At 70.9% G+C, this 19101-nt stretch carries 14 protein-coding genes and 1 tRNA gene; 11 read left to right on the forward strand and 4 right to left on the reverse strand.

Going from position 1 to position 19101, the window contains the following annotated elements; all coding sequences use genetic code 11:
• Positions 1 to 184: 184 nt before the first annotated feature.
• Complete coding sequence (locus tag ACFVY3_RS07800; protein ID WP_400159318.1) at positions 185 to 1684, forward strand: NAD-dependent succinate-semialdehyde dehydrogenase; 1500 nt, start codon at positions 185 to 187, stop codon at positions 1682 to 1684.
• On the opposite strand, the gene ACFVY3_RS07805 is transcribed toward ACFVY3_RS07800, so the two are convergent.
• The 3 genes from ACFVY3_RS07805 to ACFVY3_RS07815 are packed head-to-tail and all read right to left on the reverse strand — an operon-like array spanning position 1681 to position 6698.
• Entirely contained in the window at positions 1681 to 4281 is a 2601-nt protein-coding gene (locus ACFVY3_RS07805; RefSeq protein WP_400159319.1) for a transglutaminaseTgpA domain-containing protein, read from the reverse strand. The genes ACFVY3_RS07800 and ACFVY3_RS07805 overlap by 4 nt on opposite strands.
• Entirely contained in the window at positions 4278 to 5654 is a 1377-nt protein-coding gene (locus tag ACFVY3_RS07810; RefSeq protein ID WP_400159320.1) for a DUF58 domain-containing protein, read from the reverse strand. The genes ACFVY3_RS07805 and ACFVY3_RS07810 overlap by 4 nt, the downstream gene beginning before the upstream one ends.
• A gap of 12 nt (positions 5655 to 5666) precedes the next feature.
• Positions 5667 to 6698, reverse strand: coding sequence for an AAA family ATPase (locus ACFVY3_RS07815; protein ID WP_400159490.1), 1032 nt, complete (start codon positions 6696 to 6698; stop codon positions 5667 to 5669).
• A 210-nt stretch (positions 6699 to 6908) separates the two neighbouring features.
• Between ACFVY3_RS07815 and ACFVY3_RS07820 the strand changes: the two genes are divergently transcribed.
• From ACFVY3_RS07820 to ACFVY3_RS07840, 5 genes are all read left to right on the forward strand, one after another.
• Entirely contained in the window at positions 6909 to 7823 is a 915-nt protein-coding gene (locus tag ACFVY3_RS07820; protein ID WP_290258517.1) for a TatD family hydrolase, read from the forward strand.
• Between the two features lie 293 nt (positions 7824 to 8116).
• Positions 8117 to 9310 (forward strand): ubiquitin-like domain-containing protein, encoded by a 1194-nt coding sequence (locus tag ACFVY3_RS07825; RefSeq protein WP_400159321.1) that lies wholly within the window; start codon positions 8117 to 8119, stop codon positions 9308 to 9310.
• Between the two features lie 267 nt (positions 9311 to 9577).
• A complete protein-coding gene (gene rsmA / locus ACFVY3_RS07830; RefSeq protein ID WP_400159491.1) occupies positions 9578 to 10402 on the forward strand; it encodes a 16S rRNA (adenine(1518)-N(6)/adenine(1519)-N(6))-dimethyltransferase RsmA in 825 nt (274 codons plus the stop codon).
• 98 nt (positions 10403 to 10500) lie between these two features.
• Positions 10501 to 11463: a 4-(cytidine 5'-diphospho)-2-C-methyl-D-erythritol kinase gene (locus ACFVY3_RS07835; protein WP_400159322.1), complete on the forward strand. Its 963-nt coding sequence runs from the start codon at positions 10501 to 10503 to the stop codon at positions 11461 to 11463.
• A 57-nt stretch (positions 11464 to 11520) separates the two neighbouring features.
• Positions 11521 to 13350 (forward strand): ATP-binding cassette domain-containing protein, encoded by a 1830-nt coding sequence (locus tag ACFVY3_RS07840; protein WP_400159323.1) that lies wholly within the window; start codon positions 11521 to 11523, stop codon positions 13348 to 13350.
• A 572-nt stretch (positions 13351 to 13922) separates the two neighbouring features.
• On the opposite strand, the gene ACFVY3_RS07845 is transcribed toward ACFVY3_RS07840, so the two are convergent.
• The gene (locus ACFVY3_RS07845; RefSeq protein WP_400159492.1) at positions 13923 to 14561 is read right to left on the reverse strand and encodes a TetR/AcrR family transcriptional regulator; all 639 of its coding nucleotides are present in this window, start codon (positions 14559 to 14561) and stop codon (positions 13923 to 13925) included.
• A 159-nt stretch (positions 14562 to 14720) separates the two neighbouring features.
• Here ACFVY3_RS07845 and ACFVY3_RS07850 point away from each other — a divergent pair.
• The 5 genes from ACFVY3_RS07850 (at position 14721) to pth (ending at position 18913) form a co-directional block, all read left to right on the forward strand.
• Positions 14721 to 14792: transfer RNA gene (locus tag ACFVY3_RS07850), tRNA-Gln, on the forward strand.
• A 107-nt stretch (positions 14793 to 14899) separates the two neighbouring features.
• Entirely contained in the window at positions 14900 to 16387 is a 1488-nt protein-coding gene (gene glmU / locus ACFVY3_RS07855; protein ID WP_400159324.1) for a bifunctional UDP-N-acetylglucosamine diphosphorylase/glucosamine-1-phosphate N-acetyltransferase GlmU, read from the forward strand.
• Positions 16388 to 16392: 5 nt separating this feature from the next.
• Positions 16393 to 17373 carry a ribose-phosphate diphosphokinase gene (locus tag ACFVY3_RS07860; RefSeq protein WP_290258513.1) on the forward strand — a complete coding sequence of 327 codons (981 nt, stop codon included), beginning with the start codon at positions 16393 to 16395 and terminating at the stop codon, positions 17371 to 17373.
• Between the two features lie 225 nt (positions 17374 to 17598).
• Positions 17599 to 18228 carry a 50S ribosomal protein L25/general stress protein Ctc gene (locus ACFVY3_RS07865; protein ID WP_400159325.1) on the forward strand — a complete coding sequence of 210 codons (630 nt, stop codon included), beginning with the start codon at positions 17599 to 17601 and terminating at the stop codon, positions 18226 to 18228.
• A 97-nt stretch (positions 18229 to 18325) separates the two neighbouring features.
• The gene (gene pth / locus ACFVY3_RS07870; RefSeq protein ID WP_400159326.1) at positions 18326 to 18913 is read left to right on the forward strand and encodes an aminoacyl-tRNA hydrolase; all 588 of its coding nucleotides are present in this window, start codon (positions 18326 to 18328) and stop codon (positions 18911 to 18913) included.
• Positions 18914 to 19101: the final 188 nt, after the last annotated feature.

Below are 19101 nucleotides of genomic sequence, written 5' to 3' on the forward strand. Positions count from 1 at the left end.
CCCGGTTCCTAGTGCGCGGAAGCGTAGACACCCCCGAGAAACCGGCAGTACCGTGGGCAGTAGTTAGGCCCGGCCGCACCCGCTGCTGGGCCCGCCCCACCGGCCTGACGGAACCACCAGTGCGACGCCAGTCCCCGGGCCCGCCATCCGATCTTTTCCATCCATTGCCGACGAGGGAGTCATTGTGACTGTAACTGCCCAGCCCACCGTTACCGCCGAGCGGGAGGCCGCGCTGCTGGCCTCCGTGCCCACCGGCCTGCTGATTGACGGGCAGTGGCGTCCCGCCGCGTCCGGCAAGACCTTCGACGTGGAGGACCCCGCCACCGGCAAGGTGCTGCTGAGCCTGGCCGACGCCGGCCCCGAGGACGGCGCCGCCGCCCTGGACGCCGCCGCCGCGGCGCAGGAGTCCTGGGCCAAGGTCCCGCCGCGCGAGCGTGGCGAAATTCTCCGCCGGGCCTTCGACATGGTCACGGAGCGGGCCGAGGACTTCGCCCTGCTGATGACCCTGGAAATGGGCAAGCCGCTGGCCGAGGCCCGAGGCGAGGTCACCTACGGCTCCGAGTTCCTGCGCTGGTTCTCCGAGGAAGCCGTCCGCGCGTTCGGCCGCTACTCGGTGTCCCCGGACGGCAAGTCCCGCCTGCTCGTGGCGAAGAAGCCGGTGGGCCCCTGCCTGCTGATCACCCCGTGGAACTTCCCGCTGGCCATGGCCACCCGCAAGATCGCCCCCGCCGTCGCCGCCGGCTGCACCATGGTGCTGAAGTCCGCGAACCTGACCCCGCTGACCTCGCAGCTGTTCGCCGCGGTGATGATGGAGGCCGGCCTGCCCGCCGGCGTCCTGAACGTCATCCCCACCTCCACCGCCGGCGCCACCACCGGCCCGCTGATCAAGGACTCCCGGCTCCGGAAGCTCTCCTTCACCGGCTCCACCGAGGTGGGCCGCCGGCTCTTGGCCGACGCCTCCGAGAACGTGCTCCGGACCTCCATGGAGCTTGGCGGAAACGCCCCGTTCGTGGTCTTCGAGGACGCCGACGTTGACGCCGCCGTCACCGGCGCCATGCTGGCCAAGCTGCGGAACATGGGTGAGGCCTGCACCGCGGCCAACCGCTTCATCGTGCACGAGTCCGTCGCCGACGAATTCGCCGAGAAGTTCGCCGCCATGATGAAGGAAATGACCCCGGCTCGCGGTACCGAGCCGGAGTCCAAGGTGGGCCCTCTGATCGACGCGAAGAGCCGCGACAAGGTCCACGACCTGGTCGCCGACGCCGTCGCCGCCGGCGCCGAGACCGTCATCGGCGGCGCCGCCGTCGAGGGCCCGGGATACTTCTACCAGCCCACCATCCTCAAGGGCGTCACCGAGGGCACCCGCATCCTCAACGAGGAGATCTTCGGGCCGGTCGCCCCGATCATCACCTTCGACACCGAGGACGAGGCCGTCCGGCTCGCCAACAACACCGAGTACGGCCTGGTGGCCTACGTCTTCACCAAGGACCTCAACCGGGGCATCCGGATGGGCGAACGCCTCGAGACCGGCATGCTGGGCCTGAACGCAGGTGTCGTCTCCAACGCCTCGGCGCCGTTCGGTGGCGTGAAGCAGTCCGGCCTGGGCCGCGAGGGCGGCCTCGAAGGCATCGAGGAGTACCTCTACACCCAGTACATCGGCATCGCCGACCCGTACGCCGGCTAGTTCCGGCGAAGCCTGCGGACGGCGCCGCGGACCCCTGAACGGGTCTCCGCGGCGCCGTTCGGCGTTTGCGGGGTGGCCCGGTTGTCCGGGGCCGGCCGCGGCACGCGGCGCAGCGGGCGCGTGAAGGGCCTGGCCAGGGCGTTGCGCCAGCGGGTGAACAGCGACGGCGGCAGCCACCCGGCGCGCAGCCGGGCCGCCCAGCGGGCGTTTGCCTGCAGGCTGCCGCGGATCAGGGCGATCCGCTCCGCCGTCTCACTCCCGGAAGCGCTTCCGGCCCCACCCTCTGCCGCACCCGGTGGCTGGCCCTCGACCCCGGGGCGGCCGTAGCGTTGCCGTTCGCGTTCCGCCGTCAAGGTCTCCACCGCGTCCCGGGCCGGGGCGTCCGCCCCGTCCGGGACTCCCAGCAGGGGAGAGCCCAGCAGCCGGGCGGCGAACAGCCGGGGCGAATCGCTGCCGCGCGGCGGCAGGCCGTAGTCCGCGGCGAGGTCGCGCAGTTCCGCCCAGGCCGGCCCCGCGGCGGCCGCCGGATCCTCCGCCGCGGCCCGCAGCCGCCGCCGCCGCAACCCGGCACGGGCCAGGGCCGGGGCGGCCAGCAGCAGCGCCGCCAGCAGCACGCCCCCGGCGCCGTAGAGCAGCGGCCAGGGGATCTCCGGGCCGGTACCCGTGCCGCCGGCCGCGGCGGGGACGGGTACCGGGAGGGGCGCCGCCGACGTCGTGGGCTTCGGATCGGCCGAGGGCACCAGCCCGTCGTTGTTCTCGTTGGTGCTCGCCCCGCTCGGCGCCGCCGCCTCGGTCGCATAGCCCGGGACGACGCCGCGGGAGGGCGTGGGCTCGAACGCCACCCAGCCCAGGCCCTGGAAATACAGTTCCGGCCAGGCATGGGCATCACGGGCGTCCACCTCGTACTCCGGCAGCGCCCCCAGCCCGCCGAGCGACACCGTCGAACCGGTGGGCCGGCCCGGGGCGTAGCCGACGGCGATCCGGCTGGGGATCCCCTCCAGCCGGGCCATCACGGCCATCGCCGAGGAGAAGTGGATGCAGTAGCCGCTCTTCTGGGCCAGGAAGTCGGCCAGCACGGAGAGTCCGTTGCCGTCGTACCCGTTCTGGACCGGCGCCTGCAGCGAGTAGGTAAACGCCGGGGAGCGCAGGTAGGCCTGAATGGCCATCGCCTTGGCGTACTCGGTGCCGGCCCCGGCCGTGACCGTGTCCGCCGTCTGCCGCACGATCGCCGGGACGTTGCCCGGAACCCGGGTGAAGAGGTCCGGCAGGCCTCGGGGCTGCTCCGTGGCCCGGTCCAGGACGGCTGGGGTCAGCTTCGGCGCCACCGACGCCACGACGTACTGCTGGTCGCGGGAGTTCACGTCGATGCCCTTGATGCTGAGGGTCGCCGGATCCCAGTTCCACCGGCCGGTGAGGCCGCTGACAGACGCCGGGGCGTACGGGACCGGCAGGTAGGGGCTGGTGAACTGCCCGGTGTTGACCGCGGTGACGGTCCGGACCTGCTCGTCGGCGGTGACGTCGGTCCCAGGATCGATCGCACCGGTGCCCGGCCGGCGGGTGGCATCCCGGTCATCCGGGGACCAGGAGTCGCCGTCGAAACTGTCCACCGTGACCGAGCGGAGATAGGGCGCGGACCCCGCGTTGCTGGCATAGGTGATCCGGCCGACGCCGGAGGGGCTCCGGAGGCTGTTGCCCAGGCTGATCATCGGGTTCAGGCCGGTGGCGCCGCCCCACGGGGTGAGCCGGGAGCCCTGCGGGAAGGCGCCCTGGTCGAAGCCCGGCACCACTGCCTGCACCAGCAGCGTCAGGGCCAGCGCCATCGCCCCTAGGACACCCGCGCGACGAAGCTGCCCGGGGGTCCGCGCGGTGTCCCCGCGCAGGCCCGAGCCGGGGTGGAACCAGTGGCTGCAGGCCAGGATCATCAGGTAGCCGGCGGCCGCGGCGGTGAACGCCGGCCAGCCCACGCTCTGCGGCTTGACCAGGGCGGGGACCACCAGGACCGCCAGGATGCCCAGCCCGCTGGTGGCCGGCAGGGCCAGCGGGCCGCAGAGGGTATCCACCAGCACCACCAGCAGTCCCAGCACCCCGCAGATCAGCAGCACGATGCCCGCGTTCGGCGCCACGGGGGTGCTCTCACCCAGGATCGTCTCGTTGGCGCGGCGCAGGTAGGCCTGCAGCTGTCCCAGCGTCTCGGCCGAGGGGATGAACCCGGCGATGCTGGACGGTCGGAAGAACGTACTGGTCAGCACCGCCGCGAGGGACAGGAACCCGCCGAGGCTGACCACCACCCCCGGCAGGCGGAGCGACCGCAGGGCGGCGGTGGCAAGGGCGACGGCGAAGACGGTGGTCAGCACGGTCGGGTACCAGGCCCAGCCGCGCAGTACCCCGTTCATGCCCAGGGCGGCCCCGGCCAGTGCCACGGCGACGGAGAGGGCCATCGCCCACGGTTCCAGGCCGGCGCCGCGGATGCGGCCGGCCGGGCCGCCCGGGGTGCCGCCTGTTTCGCCACGACCGGCACCGTCGCGGCCGGTGTCGGGACCGTGTCCGGCGGAGCCGGTCCCCCCGCCGCCCCGGGCCGGGGTATCCGTCAGCGTCATCGCCGCGCCCCCGCACCGCGGCGGGCGTCGGCGGCCGTCGCCTCGGGGGCGGCGCCGTCGTCGTCGAACGCGGACCACGCCGCGGCCAGAGCGGTGGCGGGGGAGACCGCCACCGCCCGCCAGCCGCCGCGGCGCAGCGACGCGATTATTTCCTCCGTCTCCGCCCCGCGCCCGGCGGCCACGAGGGCGAAGGCGTTGGCGCCGAACGCGGCCGCCGGGGCCAGATCCCGGGCTTCGGCCGGGGTGAGCCGGCCAAGGATCGCCAGGACGGGACCGCGCAGGCGGTGGGCGGAGAGCTTGTCCAGCAGCCGGTCATCGAAGGGTCGGGGCCCGGCGTCCCCGCCGGGATGCCGGGGGCCGGTGAGCCCGATCGCGGCCAGGCTCTCGGCGATGGACTGCAGCCCGGCCGCGCCCAGGAACTCCTCGGTGTGCGGTTCCGGGGCGGAGGGGGAGTGGAGGAAGGCGGGCTCGCCGGAGGGGTCGAGGCAGCGCAACGCGTAGCTGCGCTCGCCGAGGTGGGCGCAGACGGACATCGCGGCCGTCACGGCCCACTCGAACGAGTCGCTGCTCACCGGCTCCAGCCCGTCCGAGGGGCCGGCGTACCCGGTGCCGTGGGAGTGGGCCAGATAGCGGTGGTCCAGGATCACGGTCGCCTCCGGGGTGGTGACCGACTCCTCCTGGCGGACCATCAGCTCCCCGTGCCGGGCCGTGGCGGCCCAGTGCACCCGGCGCATCGGGTCGCCGTGCCGGTACTCGCGGGTCATGACGTCGTCGTCGCTGGGGTTGGCCCGGCTCCGGGTGGCGGTGACGCCGTCGTGGCCGCGTGCGCCGGCGAGCGAGGTGGGCGGCAGATAGACCGGGGCGGGCGTGACCGTAAGGACGTCCCCGGCGTCGATCGCGTGCCGGTGGACCGAGAGCCCGAACGGGTCGCTGAATTCGGCGGTGACCGGGCCGATCACGAACTGCCCGCGCGTGGCGCTGCGCAGCTGGTATTCGTAGCGGCTGCTGCCTGCCGTGGCGGTGCGGGCCGGAAAGCGGAACACCGGGGACTGGCCGAACCGGGGTGGGAGCTGCTCCTCCATCAGGGCGTGCCCGGTGCCCGGTCCGGTGCGGGCCACCGCCAGCCGGACCGTGACGGCGGCGGAGGTCTGGACCGGGGACGGGTCGAACTCCCGGTAAACGCTGAACCGCGGCTTCAGCACCCGGGTGCCGGCCAGGGAAAGCAGCGGCAGGATCAGCAGCAGCAGGGCCAGGGAGAGCAGGTCCCGCCGGCCGAGCACCTGGGCGGCCAGCAGGCAGAGCAACCCGGCGGCCAGCAGCCCCCAGCCGCGCGTGCTGAAGATCTGCTTCGGGATCCGGTCCCATACCCCCATGGCGGCCGGGTCCTAGCGGCGCCGGCCCGCGGGCGGACCGGCGGCCCCTTCGCCCACCGGAACCTTGGCCAGGATGGAGCGGATGACCGACTGCGGAGTCTCGCCGGTGCCGGCGGCCTTTCGGTCCAGGATGATGCGGTGCGCCAGCACCGGCTCGGCGACGGCGACGACGTCGTCGGGCAGGACGAAGTCCCGGCCCTCCAGCGCCGCGGTGGCCTTCGCCGCGCGCAGCAGCTGCAGCATGGACCGGGGGCTTGCGCCTAGCCGCAGCAGCGGGCTCTCCCGCGTGGCGCGGCCGAGCGCCACCGTGTACTCCTTGACCGCGCGGGAGACGTAGACCTGCTGGACCGTGGCGATCATCGCGGCCACCTGCGCGGCGGTGACGACGGCGGACACGGCGGCCAGCGGGGACGCGGACTGGTGCGTCTCCAGCATCTCCAGCTCCGCCTCCCGGTCCGGGTAGCCCATCGAGATCCTGGCCATGAACCGGTCCCGCTGCGCCTCGGGCAGCGGATAGGTGCCCTCCATCTCGATGGGGTTCTGCGTGGCCACCACCATGAACGGCTCGTCCAGCCGGTAGGAGGTCCCGTCGACGGTGACCTGGTGCTCCTCCATGCACTCGAGCAGGGCGGACTGGGTCTTCGCGGAGGCCCGGTTGATTTCGTCGCCGATCACGATGTTGGCGAAGACCGCGCCGGGACGGAACTCGAACATCCGCGTCGCCTGGTTGTACACGGACACGCCGGTCACGTCCGAGGGCAGCAGGTCCGGGGTGAACTGGATCCGGCTGACCGTGCAGTCGATGGTGCGTGCCAGGGTCTTGGCCAGCATGGTTTTCCCGACGCCGGGCACGTCCTCCAGGAGCAGGTGGCCCTGGGCCAGGAGCACCGTCAGGGCCAGCTTCGCCGCCTCGGCTTTGCCGTCGATGACCGTGTTGATGCCGGCCAGGATCCGGTCGCAGGCCCGGCTGAACTCTGCCGGATCCATCGGCTCCTGCCCGGTGCGGGCGGCGGGGACATGGGCGGCCTGCTGCGGCGCGGCCATGGCCTCGTCAACGGTCTCGTCAAAGGTGGTGCGGCGGTGGAAATCCATCGGCAGCCTTTCAGCCCTGGGGCGGCCGGAAATCCGCGGCAGGCAGATGCTGCCGGGCACCACGGTGGGCCGCCTGTGTGATATCAGCGTACTCACACAACTCTCAGCGCAGACAGAGAGTTCCGGTAATTCTCCGATCCGGGCCGCCGCTAGGCTGGAAGCATGTCCTCTTCCTCCCAGGCCCCGGCCCCGTTCCGCGCGATCAGTGACGAGGGCACCGGTACCTCCGGTCGCAAGGCCTACCCGCCGGCACCGGAGCCGCTGCCGGTCCCGGTCATGGACAACCACACCCACCTGGACTTCCCGGACGCCGGGGCGTCCGCGGACGGGCCCGCCGTCGGCATCAAGGACGCCCTCGACGCCGCCGCCGCCGTCGGCGTGCAGGGCGCCATCCAGGTCGGCTGCGACCTGGAGTCCTCCCGCTTCACCGTCGAAGCGGTCGACCTCGACGCGCGGCTGCTTGGCGCCGTCGCCCTGCACCCGAACGACGCACCCCACTACGCCGCCCGCGGCGAGCTGGAGGAGGCGCTGGCCGAGATCGAGGCGCTCGCCGCCCACCCCCGGGTCCGGGCCATCGGGGAGACCGGCCTGGACTTCTTCCGCACCGAGGGGGAGGGTCTGGCCCACCAGCGCTACTCGTTCCGCCGGCACATCGACATCGCCAAGCGGCTGGGCCTGACCCTGCAGATCCACGACCGGGACGCCCACGACGACGTCGTGCAGGTCCTGCGCGAGGAGGGCGCCCCCGAGCGGGTGGTCTTCCACTGTTTCTCCGGCGGCGAGGAGCTGGCGAGAACCTGCAACCGGGAGGGCTGGTACATGTCCTTTGCAGGGACGGTGACCTTCAAGAACGCTGCCGACCTGCGCAGCGCGCTGGCCATCGCCGAACCGGAGTTGCTGCTGGTCGAAACCGACGCGCCGTTCCTGACCCCGCACCCGCACCGGGGCCGTCCGAACGCCAGTTACATGGTGCCGTACACGGTCCGCGGCATGGCCGAATTGACAGGCCGGGACCTCGCCGGACTCTGCGCCGGCCTGGCCGAAAATACCGTGCGGGCATACGGATCCTGGGACTGACGCCGGGATTTTTCGCGCTCTCCGATGTGACGTCCCATGAATACCCGGTATGCATAATTTCTTGGCCGCTTTATAACGCTCCGGTTACAGTGGTCAACTATTAGCCGGGGTCGGGGAAGGCCTTCGGATAATTTCACTCCTTTCGGACGCGCGCTGCAGTGGTTGATCCACGTGCGCGCTCTCGTTTGGTGGTGTGGCGGTGCCCGCGTTTTCCGCAAGCATCCGGACCCGGTCCGGACCAGCCCTCGAGGGTGTTTGACGGGACACGCCTGTGCACTTTTCCCCGTGCCCGGATGGTCCAAGAGATACGGGCAATCGTGGTCAAGTTCTTCACAACGGACGGCAAGGTCAGCGTCGTCAAGGTCGGTTCACAGCTGGTGGTCCTCATGGCCCTCGTGCTCGGCCTCGTCGCCTTCGTCGGCAACAACAAGACAGTCACGCTCAACGTTGACGGCAAGGTCAGCTCCGTGCAGACCTTCGGCGGCACCGTAGGCCAGGTTGTTAAGGCCGCCAACGTCGAACTGCAGTCCGCGGACAAGGTCACGCCCGCCGCCGACGCCCATGTCCAGGACGGCTCCGTCATCAACGTCAACCTCGCCAAGGCCGTCAAGGTCAGCGTGGACGGCGCCGAGCGGACCGTGACCACCACCGCCCCCACCGTCGAGAGCCTGGTCTCCGAGCTCGGCGTCGCCGGCGCCTCCGAGGTTTCCGTCCCCAAGGACGCCCAGCTGGCCGTCTCCGGCTCCTACGTGAGCATCTCGACGCCGAAGACCGTCACCCTCGTGGCCGACGGCAAGGACACCAAGACCACCACCACCGCCGCCACCGTCGGTGAGCTGCTGAACGGAGCCGGCATCAAGCTCGGCGCCAGCGACCGTCTCTCCCAGCCGGCCAACGCCCCCGTCGTCAACGACATGGTGGTCAAGGTCTCCCGGGTGGACACCACCAAGACCGACGAGACCACCGAGGCCGTCCCGTTCGAGAGCCTGAGCTCCGACGACGCGACCCTGTTCAAGGGCGATTCCAAGGTCCTGCAGGCCGGCGTCAACGGCAGCATGAGCAAGAGCTTCAAGCTGATCCTGGTTGACGGCCGCGAAGCCTCGCGCACCCTCGTGTCGCAGAACGTCACGCTCCAGCCGGTCACCGAGAAGATCGCGGTCGGAACCAAGGAAAAGCCCAAGCCGCAGGCCGCCGCCGCGCCGGCCGCGTCCGGCAACACCGGTGCCGCCGCCCCCGCCATGATGAACGAGGCCATGTGGGACAAGATCGCCCAGTGCGAGTCCGGCGGCAACTGGTCCATCAACTCCGGCAACGGCTACTACGGCGGCCTGCAGTTCGACATCCCGTCCTGGCTCGCCAACGGCGGCGGGGCCTATGCTCCTAACGCCAGCCAGGCCAGCAAGGCCCAGCAGATCGCCGTCGCGAACACGTACTACGCCAAGGCAGGCCTCGGCCCGTGGGGCTGCGGCTGGGCGGCCTCGCGCTAACCTGACCGCGAAATACAGCACGAGCCCGTCAAGGCCGGCCCCCGCTCTGTCCAGCACAGAGCCGGGGCCGGCCTTCGCCGTTCCCTGCGCCATTTCCTTCGCCGTCTGCCGCGCCGTCCCCCCGTCGGGGGCGGCGGCACCGCGGGATAGGATACCTAGGTGACTGAACCGACCTCCGCCGGGCCCGACGCGGCAACTCCCGCGACCGCCGCGACGCCTCCCGTGACCGCCCCTGCACCCCTGCTGGGCGCCACCGACATCCGCCGGATGGCCGAGGAGATCGGGGTCCGTCCCACGAAGACGCTGGGCCAGAACTTTGTCATCGACGGCAACACCATCCGCCGCATCGTCTCCGTCGCCGGCATCGCCCCGGACGAGACCGTCCTCGAGGTCGGCCCCGGGCTCGGGTCCCTGACCCTGGGCCTGCTGGACGCCGCCAAAACCGTCGTCGCCGTCGAAATCGATCCGGTCCTCGCCGCGAAACTCCCCGCCACCGTTGAACGCTGGCGCCCCGGCGCCGCGGAGGACTTCCACCTGGTCCTCTCCGACGCCATGAAGGTCACCGAGCTGCCGGTGGAGCCCACCGCGCTGGTGGCCAACCTGCCCTACAACGTGGCCGTTCCCGTCGTGTTGCACCTGCTCCAGCACTTCCCGAGCCTGCGCCACGGGCTGGTCATGGTCCAGGACGAGGTGGCGGACCGGCTGGCCGCGGCGCCCGGCTCCAAGACGTACGGCGTCCCCTCCGTCAAGGCCGCCTGGTACAGCGGGATGCGCAAGGCCGGGGTCATCGGCATGAACGTCTTCTGGCCTGCGCCGAAGATCCACTCCGGCCTGGTGGCCTTCACCCGCCGCGAACCACCGGCCACGACCGCCACCCGGGAAGAGGTGTTCGCCGTGATCGACGCCGCGTTCGCCCAGCGCCGGAAGACTTTGCGTGCGGCGCTGGCCGGCTGGGCCGGAAGCGCCGCCGAGGCCGAGCGGTGCCTCCGCGCCGCGGGCGTGGACCCCACGGCGCGCGGCGAGGTGCTGGACGTGACGGCCTTCGCCCGGATCGCCGAGGCGCGGAACGCCCCGGCGCCCGCGGACGCCTGAGCCCTGGGCCGTCTAGCGCGGAGCAGACCCCCGGGCCGCGTGGATATCACCTGCGCCGGCGGCTTGGAACCGCACCGCCCATGCCATAGCGTGGAGCCATGAACGCAGTGAGAGGGCGCTTCCCGGCGCGGACCGTGAGGGTCAAGGCGCCAGGCAAGGTGAACGTCTCACTGGATGTAGGGCCGCTGCGGCCCGACGGGTACCACTCGGTGGCCAGCGTCTACCTGGCCGTCTCGCTCTATGAAGAGGTGGCCGCCACCAGCACGGACACGGGTGAAATCACCGTCGGCATCAGCCCGGCCAGCACCCTGGACCTCGACGGCGTCGACATCCCCCTCGACGAACGCAACCTGGCCTACAAAGCCGCCGCCATCATGGCCGACGTCTCCGAGCACTCCACCGGCGTGCACCTGGAAATCACCAAGCGTGTCCCGGTAGCCGGAGGCATGGGCGGTGGCTCCGCGGACGCCGCGGCGACGCTGCTGGCCTGCGACGCGCTCTGGAACAGTGGACTCTCCCGTGAGGAACTCGCCCATCTCGCCGCCGAGCTCGGCGCCGACGTGCCCTTCTCCCTGCTCGGCGGCACAGCCGTCGGCCTCGGCGTCGGCGACGAACTCTCGCCCGCGCTCGTCAAGGCCCAGACCGACTGGGTGCTGGTCACCGCGGACTTCGGCCTCTCCACCCCCGAGGTCTTCCGCACCCTCGACCGGCTCCGGGCCGAGAGCGACGAGGCTATCGAGGAGCCCACGTCCGTGGATCCGCGGGTCCTCGCGGCGTTGCTCAGCGGCGACGCCGACGCCCTCAGCCGCGTCCTCGTCAACGACCTGCAGCGCGCCTCGATCGAACTCGCCCCCGAGCTGCGCGATGTGCTGGGCCTCGGCGAATCCTGCGGCGCCATCGCCGGGATCGTCTCCGGCTCCGGCCCCACCGTGGCGCTGCTGGCGCACAACCCCTCGGCCGCCGACGGGCTCGCCACCGAACTGCGCCACCACGGCCTGGACGCCATGGCCGTCCACGGCCCGGTGCACGGCGCCCGCATCATCTCCGATACGCTCCTTTAAGTACGCTCGCAGTACGGACCCCGGCGGGGTCCTTCAGATCCAGGAAAGCAGTTCCCCGTGGCACACCTGCTCGGCGGCGAAAACCTCACGGTTTCGTACGCAACCCGCACCGTCCTCGACGGCATCACCCTCGGCCTCGAAGAAGGGGACCGGATCGGCATGGTGGGCCGCAACGGCGACGGTAAATCCACCCTGATGCGGTTGCTTGCGCTGCGCTCCACCCCGGATTCCGGCCGCGTCACCAAACGCGGCGACGTTAACGTCGGCTACCTGGACCAGAGCGACGTGCTCGACGGTGACCTTACCGTCGGCGCCGCGATTGTCGGCGACCAGGCCGACTACGAATGGGCCCGCAATCCGCAGATCCGCGAGATCATGGGCGGGCTGGTCTCCGACGTCGACTGGCACGCCAACGTCCACTCCCTCTCGGGCGGCCAGAAGCGCCGCGTGGCGCTGGCCAAGCTGCTGATCGAGGACCATGACGTCATCATGCTCGACGAGCCCACCAACCACCTCGACGTCGAGGGCGTCGCCTGGCTGGCCCGGCACCTGAAGTCCCGCTGGCGCGCCAACCAGGGCGCCTTCCTGGTGGTCACCCACGACCGTTGGTTCCTCGACGAGGTCTGCACCAAGACCTGGGAGGTCCACGACGGCATCGTCGACCCGTTCGAGGGCGGCTACGCGGCCTACGTCCTGGCCCGTGCCGAGCGCGACCGCACCGCCGCCGTCGTCGAATCCAAGCGCCAGCAGCTGGTCAAGAAGGAGCTGGCGTGGCTGCGCCGCGGCGCCCCGGCCCGCACCGCCAAGCCGAAGTTCCGGATCGAGGCAGCCAACGCCCTGATCGCCGACGTCCCCGAGCCCCGCGACACCACCGCGCTGAGCAAGATGGCCACCGCCCGGCTCGGCAAGGACGTGCTGGACCTGGAGAACGTTTCCCTCGACCTGCGCGGCGACGAGTCCGGCCGGAAGCTCTTCGACAACATCACCCTGCGCCTGGCCCCGGGCGAGCGGCTGGGCCTGGTGGGCGTCAACGGCGCCGGCAAGACCACGCTGCTGAAACTGCTCAACGGCGAGATCGAACCCACGACGGGCAAGGTCAAGCGCGGCAAGACCGTCGTCACCGCCGTCCTGACGCAGGAGGTCAAGGAGCTCGACGACGTCTCCGACCTGCGCGTGATCGAGGTCATCGAGCGGGAGAAGCGTTCCTTCAATGTCGGCGGCAAGGAATTCACCGCCGGCCAGCTCGTGGAGCAGCTGGGCTTCACGAACGAGAAGCAGTGGACCCCGGTCAAGGACCTCTCCGGCGGCGAGCGGCGCCGCCTGCAGCTGCTCCGCCTGCTGGTGGGGGAGCCGAACGTCCTGATGCTCGATGAGCCCACCAACGACCTGGACACGGACACCCTCGCGGCCGTCGAAGACGTCCTCGACGGCTGGCCGGGCACCCTCGTGGTGGTCAGCCACGACCGCTACCTGCTCGAACGCGTCACCGACCACCAGATGGCACTGCTGGGCGACGGCAAGCTCCGTGCCCTGCCGCGCGGCGTGGACCAGTACCTGGAACTGCGCGAGGCAGCCTTGGCCGGCTCCACGGTGTCCGGCGGCGGCAACCCGGTCACCTCCGGCGCCGGCGCGGCCGCAGCTGCGACGTCCGGCCCGTCCGAGGCGGAGAAGCGCGAGGCCCGCAAGGCCAAGAACCGGATCGACCGCCAGCTGGGCAAGCTGCAGCAGCAGGAGGACAAGATCCACGCCCAAATGGCGGCCGGCGCCGGCGACGCAAACAAGTTCGACGAACTGGCCGCCCTCAACGCCAAGCTCCAGGAACTCGCCGCCGAACGCGAAACCCTCGAACTCGAATGGCTCGAAGCCGCAGAAACCCTCGGCGAGTAGCCCCGGCCGTTCCGCCGTGGTCGGGTTGGGTGCCGAAGTCGGCCCTCCACGCCGTGGCTGGCTTGGGTGCCGAAGTCGGCCCTCCACGCCGTGGTTGGCTTGGGTGCCGAAGTCGGCCCTCCACGCCGTGGTTGGCTTGGGTGCCGAAGTCGGCCCTTCCGCGTCGCTTAGACACAACGTTCCGGAGCCCTACGGTCGCTGAGCGACCTCCGGACTCCGGAGCGTCGCGATGCGCTCCTTTCGGAAGGACCGCCTCCGGCGATGCGTCTCGCCATCGCGCGTGGCCGAGAACACGCCGTTCTGCCGCACAAGCGGCGCCGCGGTCTTTCGCGTAGTCGCGCATCGCGGCACAACGGGCTCCGGAGGTCGCTCAGCGACCGCAGGGGCCTGTTGCGCCGAAGCGTGTCCCGAGGGTCCCGACGCGAGCTTGCGAGTGTTGGGAAGGGACTAAGCGCTAAGCGACGGCGAAGGGCCGTTCCGCCGCGGTGGTGACCACGACATCGCAGGGCAACCGCGCCGCGAAGGTGACCACGACGGCGAAGGGCCACTACGCCACGAAGGCAATCAGCGGCTCAGCCGTCGATCTGGAGTACAGGGTCCTTTTGCAGGCCGGTGAGGCCGTTCCAGGCGAGGTTCACCAGGTGCGCGGCCAGCTCGTGCTTGTTCGGGGTGCGGGTGTCCTGCCACCACTGGCCGGTCATCGCCACCATGCCCACCAGCATCTGGGCGTAGATGGCGCCGTCCGCGGCGCTGAAGCCGCGGCGGGAGAACTCGTCGGCCAGGATGTGCTCCACCCGGGTGGTGACCTGGGCCAGCAGTGCGGGGAAGGCTCCGCCGGGCTGGGCCGGGGGAGCGTCGCGGACCAGGATCCGGAAGCCCTCGGCCCGGTCTTCGATGTAGCCCAGCAGTGCCAGGATCGCCCGCTCCACCAGGACCCGGGGCTTCGCGTCGGCGGAGAGTGCACCGCCGACGGCGCCCAGCAGGATCCCGAACTCGTGGGAGACGACCTGGCTGTAGAGGCCTTCCTTGGAGCCGAAGTGCTCGTAGATCACCGGTTTGGAGACCCCGGCGGCCGAGGCGATTTCCTCGATGGTGGTGGCGTCCCGGCCTCGGGCGGCGAACAGTCCGCGGCCGACGTCGAGCAGCTGCAACCTCCGCGCGGCGCCGGTCATCCGGGGCCGCGGGATGTGGCCGGGCGTCCGCCCCGGCATGCCGGTGCGGTGGTCCGCCCCTCCGGACCCGCCTGCGTTCTCACTCACAGCATTCATCATGCCCTAATCCGCTCAGGCTCCGTGCACCGCCGAGTCGCACGAGCAACATGCTTCGTGGCAGAATTGGCTCTCGTGCCAGGGCCTAACCGCCGGGCATGGTCCGCTCTGGTGTAATGGCAGCACCCCGGCCTTTGGAGCCGTGGAGTATAGGTTCGAGTCCTATGGGCGGAACTGCGGCAGCGGGTGGGGGCCCTGTGGATTCCAGTAGGATGGACAGGATGCCGAGATCCACCGAGCAGCGGCCACGAGTCGGGCCGCTGAGCAAGGAGAGCCCGTACGTGAGCCCCGAGAACACCGGCCCAGCCGCCGTCATAGTCCTTGCAGCAGGCGCCGGTACCCGGATGAAGTCCCGTACCCCCAAGATTCTCCACGAGATCGGCGGCCGTTCCCTGGTCGGCCACGCCCTGAACGCCGCGCGCGCCCTGCACCCGGAGGAGCTGGCCCTCGTGGTCCGGCACGAACGTGACCTCGTGGCCGCGCACATCGCGGCGCTGGATCCCGAGGCGCTGATCGTGGACCAGGACCACATCCCCGGCACCGGCCGCGCGGTCGAGGCGGCCCTCGAGGCGCTCGACGCCCGGCACGCCGGCGGCCCGCTGACCGGCACCGTCGTCGTCACCTACGGCGATGTCCCGCTGCTCACCGGCGGCCTGCTCGCCGAACTGGTGGCCGCGCACGAGGCCGGCGGCAACGCCGTCACCGTGCTGACCGCCGTGCTCGACGACGCCACCGGCTACGGCCGCATCCTCCGAGCCGAGGACGGCACCGTCACCGGCATCCGCGAACACAAGGACGCCTCCGAGGCCGAGCGCGGCATCCGCGAGATCAACTCCGGCATCTACGCCTTCGACGCCGCCGTCCTCCGCGACGCGCTGGCCCACGTCACCACCGACAACGCCCAGGGCGAGAAGTACCTCACCGACGTCCTGGCCCTGGCCCGGGCCGCCGGCGGCCGCGTCGCCGCCGTCGTCACCGAGGACCGCTGGCAGGTCGAGGGCGCCAACGACCGCGTCCAGCTCTCCGCCCTCGGCGCCGAGCACAACCGCCGCACCGTCGAGGCCTGGATGCGCGCCGGCGTCACCGTCGTCGACCCCGCCACCACCTGGATCGACGCGACCGTCACCCTCGACGAGGATGTCCGCCTGCTGCCGAACACGCAGCTGCACGGCGCCACCCGCATCGCGCGCGACGCCGTCGTCGGCCCCGATACCACGCTCACCGACGTCGAGGTGGGGGAGGGCGCGAAGGTCATCCGCACCCACGGCTCCGGTTCGCGCATCGGCGCCCGCGCCTCGGTGGGACCGTTCACCTACCTCCGCCCGGGCACCGACCTCGGCGAGACCGGCAAGATCGGCGCGTTCTACGAAACCAAGAACGTCACCATCGGCCGCGGCTCCAAGCTCTCCCACCTGGGCTACGCCGGCGACGCCGAGATCGGCGAGGACACCAACATCGGCTGCGGCAACATCACCGCCAACTACGACGGCGAGAAGAAGCACCGCACCATCATCGGCTCCGGCGTCCGCACCGGCTCGAACACCGTGTTCGTCGCCCCGGTCCAGGTCGGCGACGGCGCCTACAGCGGCGCCGGCGCCGTGATCCGCAGCGACGTTCCCGCGGGCGCCCTGGCCCTCTCCCTGGCCAAGCAGCGCAACGCCGAAGGCTGGGTCGCGGCGCACCGCCCCGGCTCCATCTCGGCAACCCTGGCCGAGGCTGCCGGCACCACAACTTCCTCCACTACTCCGGCACCAACAGAAGAGGGCTAGCAAACATGAGCGAAATTACGGCACACGGCGAGAAGAAGCTGGTGCTGGCCGCCGGGCGGGCGCACCCGGAGCTGGCACGGGAGATCGCCAAGGAGCTGGGCACCGAACTGCTGCCGCTGGACGCCTACGACTTCGCCAACGGCGAGATCTACGTCCGCGCCGGCGAGAGCGTCCGCGGTACCGACGCCTTCGTGATCCAGGCGCACCCGGCCCCGCTGAACAACTGGCTCATGGAACAGCTGATCATGATCGATTCGCTCAAGCGGGCCTCCGCCAAGCGCATCACCGTCGTCTCCCCGTTCTACCCGTACGCCCGCCAGGACAAGAAGGGCCGCGGCCGCGAGCCGATCTCCGCCCGCCTGGTAGCCGACCTGTACAAGACCGCCGGCGCCGACCGGATCATGAGCGTGGACCTGCACACCTCGCAGATCCAGGGCTTCTTCGACGGCCCCGTGGACCACCTGATGGCCATCCCGCTGCTGGCGGACTACATCCGCACCCGGGTCGGCTCCGACAACATCACCGTCGTCTCCCCGGACACCGGCCGCGTCCGGGTCGCCGAACAGTGGGCCGAGCGCCTCGGCGGCGCCCCGCTGGCCTTCGTGCACAAGAGCCGCGACCTGACCGTGCCGAACCAGGCCGTCTCCAAGACCGTCGTCGGCCAGATCGAGGGCCGCACCTGCGTGCTGATCGACGACATGATCGACACCGGTGGAACCATCTCCGGTGCCGTCCAGGTGCTGAAGAACGCCGGGGCCAAGGACGTCATCATCGCCGCCACGCACGCCGTGTTCTCCGACCCGGCAGCCAAGCGCCTCTCCGAGTCCGGTGCCCGCGAGGTCGTCGTGACCAACACCCTGCCGATCGCCGCGAACAAGCACTTCCCGCAGCTGACCGTGCTCTCGATCGCGCCGTTGATCGCCCGCGCGATCCGCGAAGTGTTCGACGACGGCTCCGTTACCAGCCTGTTCGACGGCAACGCCTGACAGCCCGCTTCACCACGGCAGTGCCGGGCCCCGTTTAGCACATCGGGGGCCGGCACTGCTAGACTTTTTCCCGATACCTTGGCGAGGGAGAGCGCCGGCACAACAGCCGGTCTCCGTTATCGACTGGGTCTGAATCTCCTTCTGAAGTGGGCCACGCGCCCGGCGTCGAAGGTCGCTGACAGACCTCCGCCCTTGCTGAACCACCGTTCCACCAGAGGAGACGCTATGTCTGAGCAGAAGCTCGCAGCAGAAGTACGCACCGAATTCGGCAAGGGCTTCGCCCGCCGCGCCCGCATGGCCGGCCTCATCCCCGCCGTCATCTACGGCCACGGCGCCGAGCCGATCCACGTGACCCTGCCGTCGAAGGCCACCACCCTGGCCGTCCGCACCCCCAACGCCCTGCTGAACCTGGACATCAACGGCGAATCCCACCTCGCCCTGGTCAAGGACATCCAGCGCAACGCCGTCAAGCAGATCGTCGAGCACCTCGACCTGCTGACGGTCCGCCAGGGCGAGAAGGTTTCCGTTGACGTCCCCGTCACGGTCACCGGCGAAGTTGCTCCGGGCAACGTCCACAACCTGGAACTGACCACCGTTCCGCTCGAGGCCGAGGCAACCCACCTGCCGACCGCCGTCGAGGTCAGCGTCGAAGGCCGCGCCGCCGGCGAGCACGTGCTCGCCTCCGACCTGGTCCTGCCGAAGGGCACCACCCTGCTGGCCGACGCCGATACCCTGGTCGTCAACGTCTCCGAGGCCGTCGAGCTCGAGGTCGAGGAAGAAGAGACCGGCGAAGAGGCTCCGGAAGCCGGCGAGGAAGCTGCCGCGGAAGAGTCCTCCGAAGCTGCCGCCGAGTAATTACGGCGAATCGTCCGGCGGCCGGGTCCCACAGGGGCCCGGCCGCCGTCGTCTGTGCCCACCCCGCCCCGGCGGGCCGCCCTGAAAGGATCCACCCATGAGCGAAACCTGGCTGATCGTCGGGCTCGGCAACCCCGGCGCCGAATACGCCCACAACCGGCACAACGTCGGCCAGATGGTCCTCGACGACCTCGCCGCGCGGGTGGGCGGGGGCTTCAAGTCGCACAAGGCGGCGCGGGCCCAGGTGCTGGAGGGCCGGCTGGGCATCGGCGGCCCGCGCGTTGTGCTGGCCAAGCCGCTGACGTATATGAACGTCTCCGGCGGTCCGGTCTCGGCGCTGACGAAGTTCTACGACATCGACCCCGCCCACGTGATCGCCGTCCACGACGAGATCGACATCCCCTTCGACACCATCAAACTCAAGCTCGGCGGCGGCGAGGGCGGCCACAACGGCCTGCGCGACATCTCCAAGGCCCTCGCCACCAAGGATTACCTCCGGGTCCGCGTGGGCGTGGGACGGCCGCCGGGCCGGATGGACACCGCCGACTTCGTGCTCCGTGACTTTGCCGGACCCGAGAAAAAGGAACTGCCCTTCCTGGTGGGCTCGGCCGCCGACGCCGTGGAGGACCTCATCCGCGAGGGCCTGCTCGTCGCGCAGCAGAAGTTCCACCCCTCGAAGGCCTGACCGCCGCACCTCCCGGCCATAGCCGCGGGGCCCCCGGCTGGCAAGGGCCCTAGTCTCCTTCCCGAGCCTTCCGGCGCGCCGTTATGATCGCCATACTTCCGTGTCGCGGGGTAGGGTTACGCTACTTGCATGCCGACGGCGCGGGATAAGCCGTCCGCAAGCGGTAAGAGGGGGCTTGATGTCGAGGG

Origin of the sequence: Arthrobacter sp. BPSS-3 (assembly GCF_044628475.1) — a bacterium.
Taxonomy (GTDB): domain Bacteria; phylum Actinomycetota; class Actinomycetes; order Actinomycetales; family Micrococcaceae; genus Arthrobacter.

Excerpts from the sequence above, each read along its gene's own strand:
- ACFVY3_RS07805 (WP_400159319.1), bottom strand. The coding sequence starts at position 4,281 with ATGACGCTGACGGATACCCCGGCCCGGGGCGGCGGGGGGACCGGCTCC.
- ACFVY3_RS07810 (WP_400159320.1), bottom strand. The coding sequence starts at position 5,654 with ATGGGGGTATGGGACCGGATCCCGAAGCAGATCTTCAGCACGCGCGGC.
- ACFVY3_RS07815 (WP_400159490.1), bottom strand. The coding sequence starts at position 6,698 with ATGGCCGCGCCGCAGCAGGCCGCCCATGTCCCCGCCGCCCGCACCGGG.
- ACFVY3_RS07820 (WP_290258517.1), top strand. The coding sequence starts at position 6,909 with ATGTCCTCTTCCTCCCAGGCCCCGGCCCCGTTCCGCGCGATCAGTGAC.
- ACFVY3_RS07825 (WP_400159321.1), top strand. The coding sequence starts at position 8,117 with ATGGTCCAAGAGATACGGGCAATCGTGGTCAAGTTCTTCACAACGGAC.
- rsmA (WP_400159491.1), top strand. The coding sequence starts at position 9,578 with ATGGCCGAGGAGATCGGGGTCCGTCCCACGAAGACGCTGGGCCAGAAC.
- ACFVY3_RS07835 (WP_400159322.1), top strand. The coding sequence starts at position 10,501 with ATGAACGCAGTGAGAGGGCGCTTCCCGGCGCGGACCGTGAGGGTCAAG.
- ACFVY3_RS07845 (WP_400159492.1), bottom strand. The coding sequence starts at position 14,561 with ATGCCGGGGCGGACGCCCGGCCACATCCCGCGGCCCCGGATGACCGGC.
- ACFVY3_RS07860 (WP_290258513.1), top strand. The coding sequence starts at position 16,393 with ATGAGCGAAATTACGGCACACGGCGAGAAGAAGCTGGTGCTGGCCGCC.
- ACFVY3_RS07865 (WP_400159325.1), top strand. The coding sequence starts at position 17,599 with ATGTCTGAGCAGAAGCTCGCAGCAGAAGTACGCACCGAATTCGGCAAG.
- pth (WP_400159326.1), top strand. The coding sequence starts at position 18,326 with ATGAGCGAAACCTGGCTGATCGTCGGGCTCGGCAACCCCGGCGCCGAA.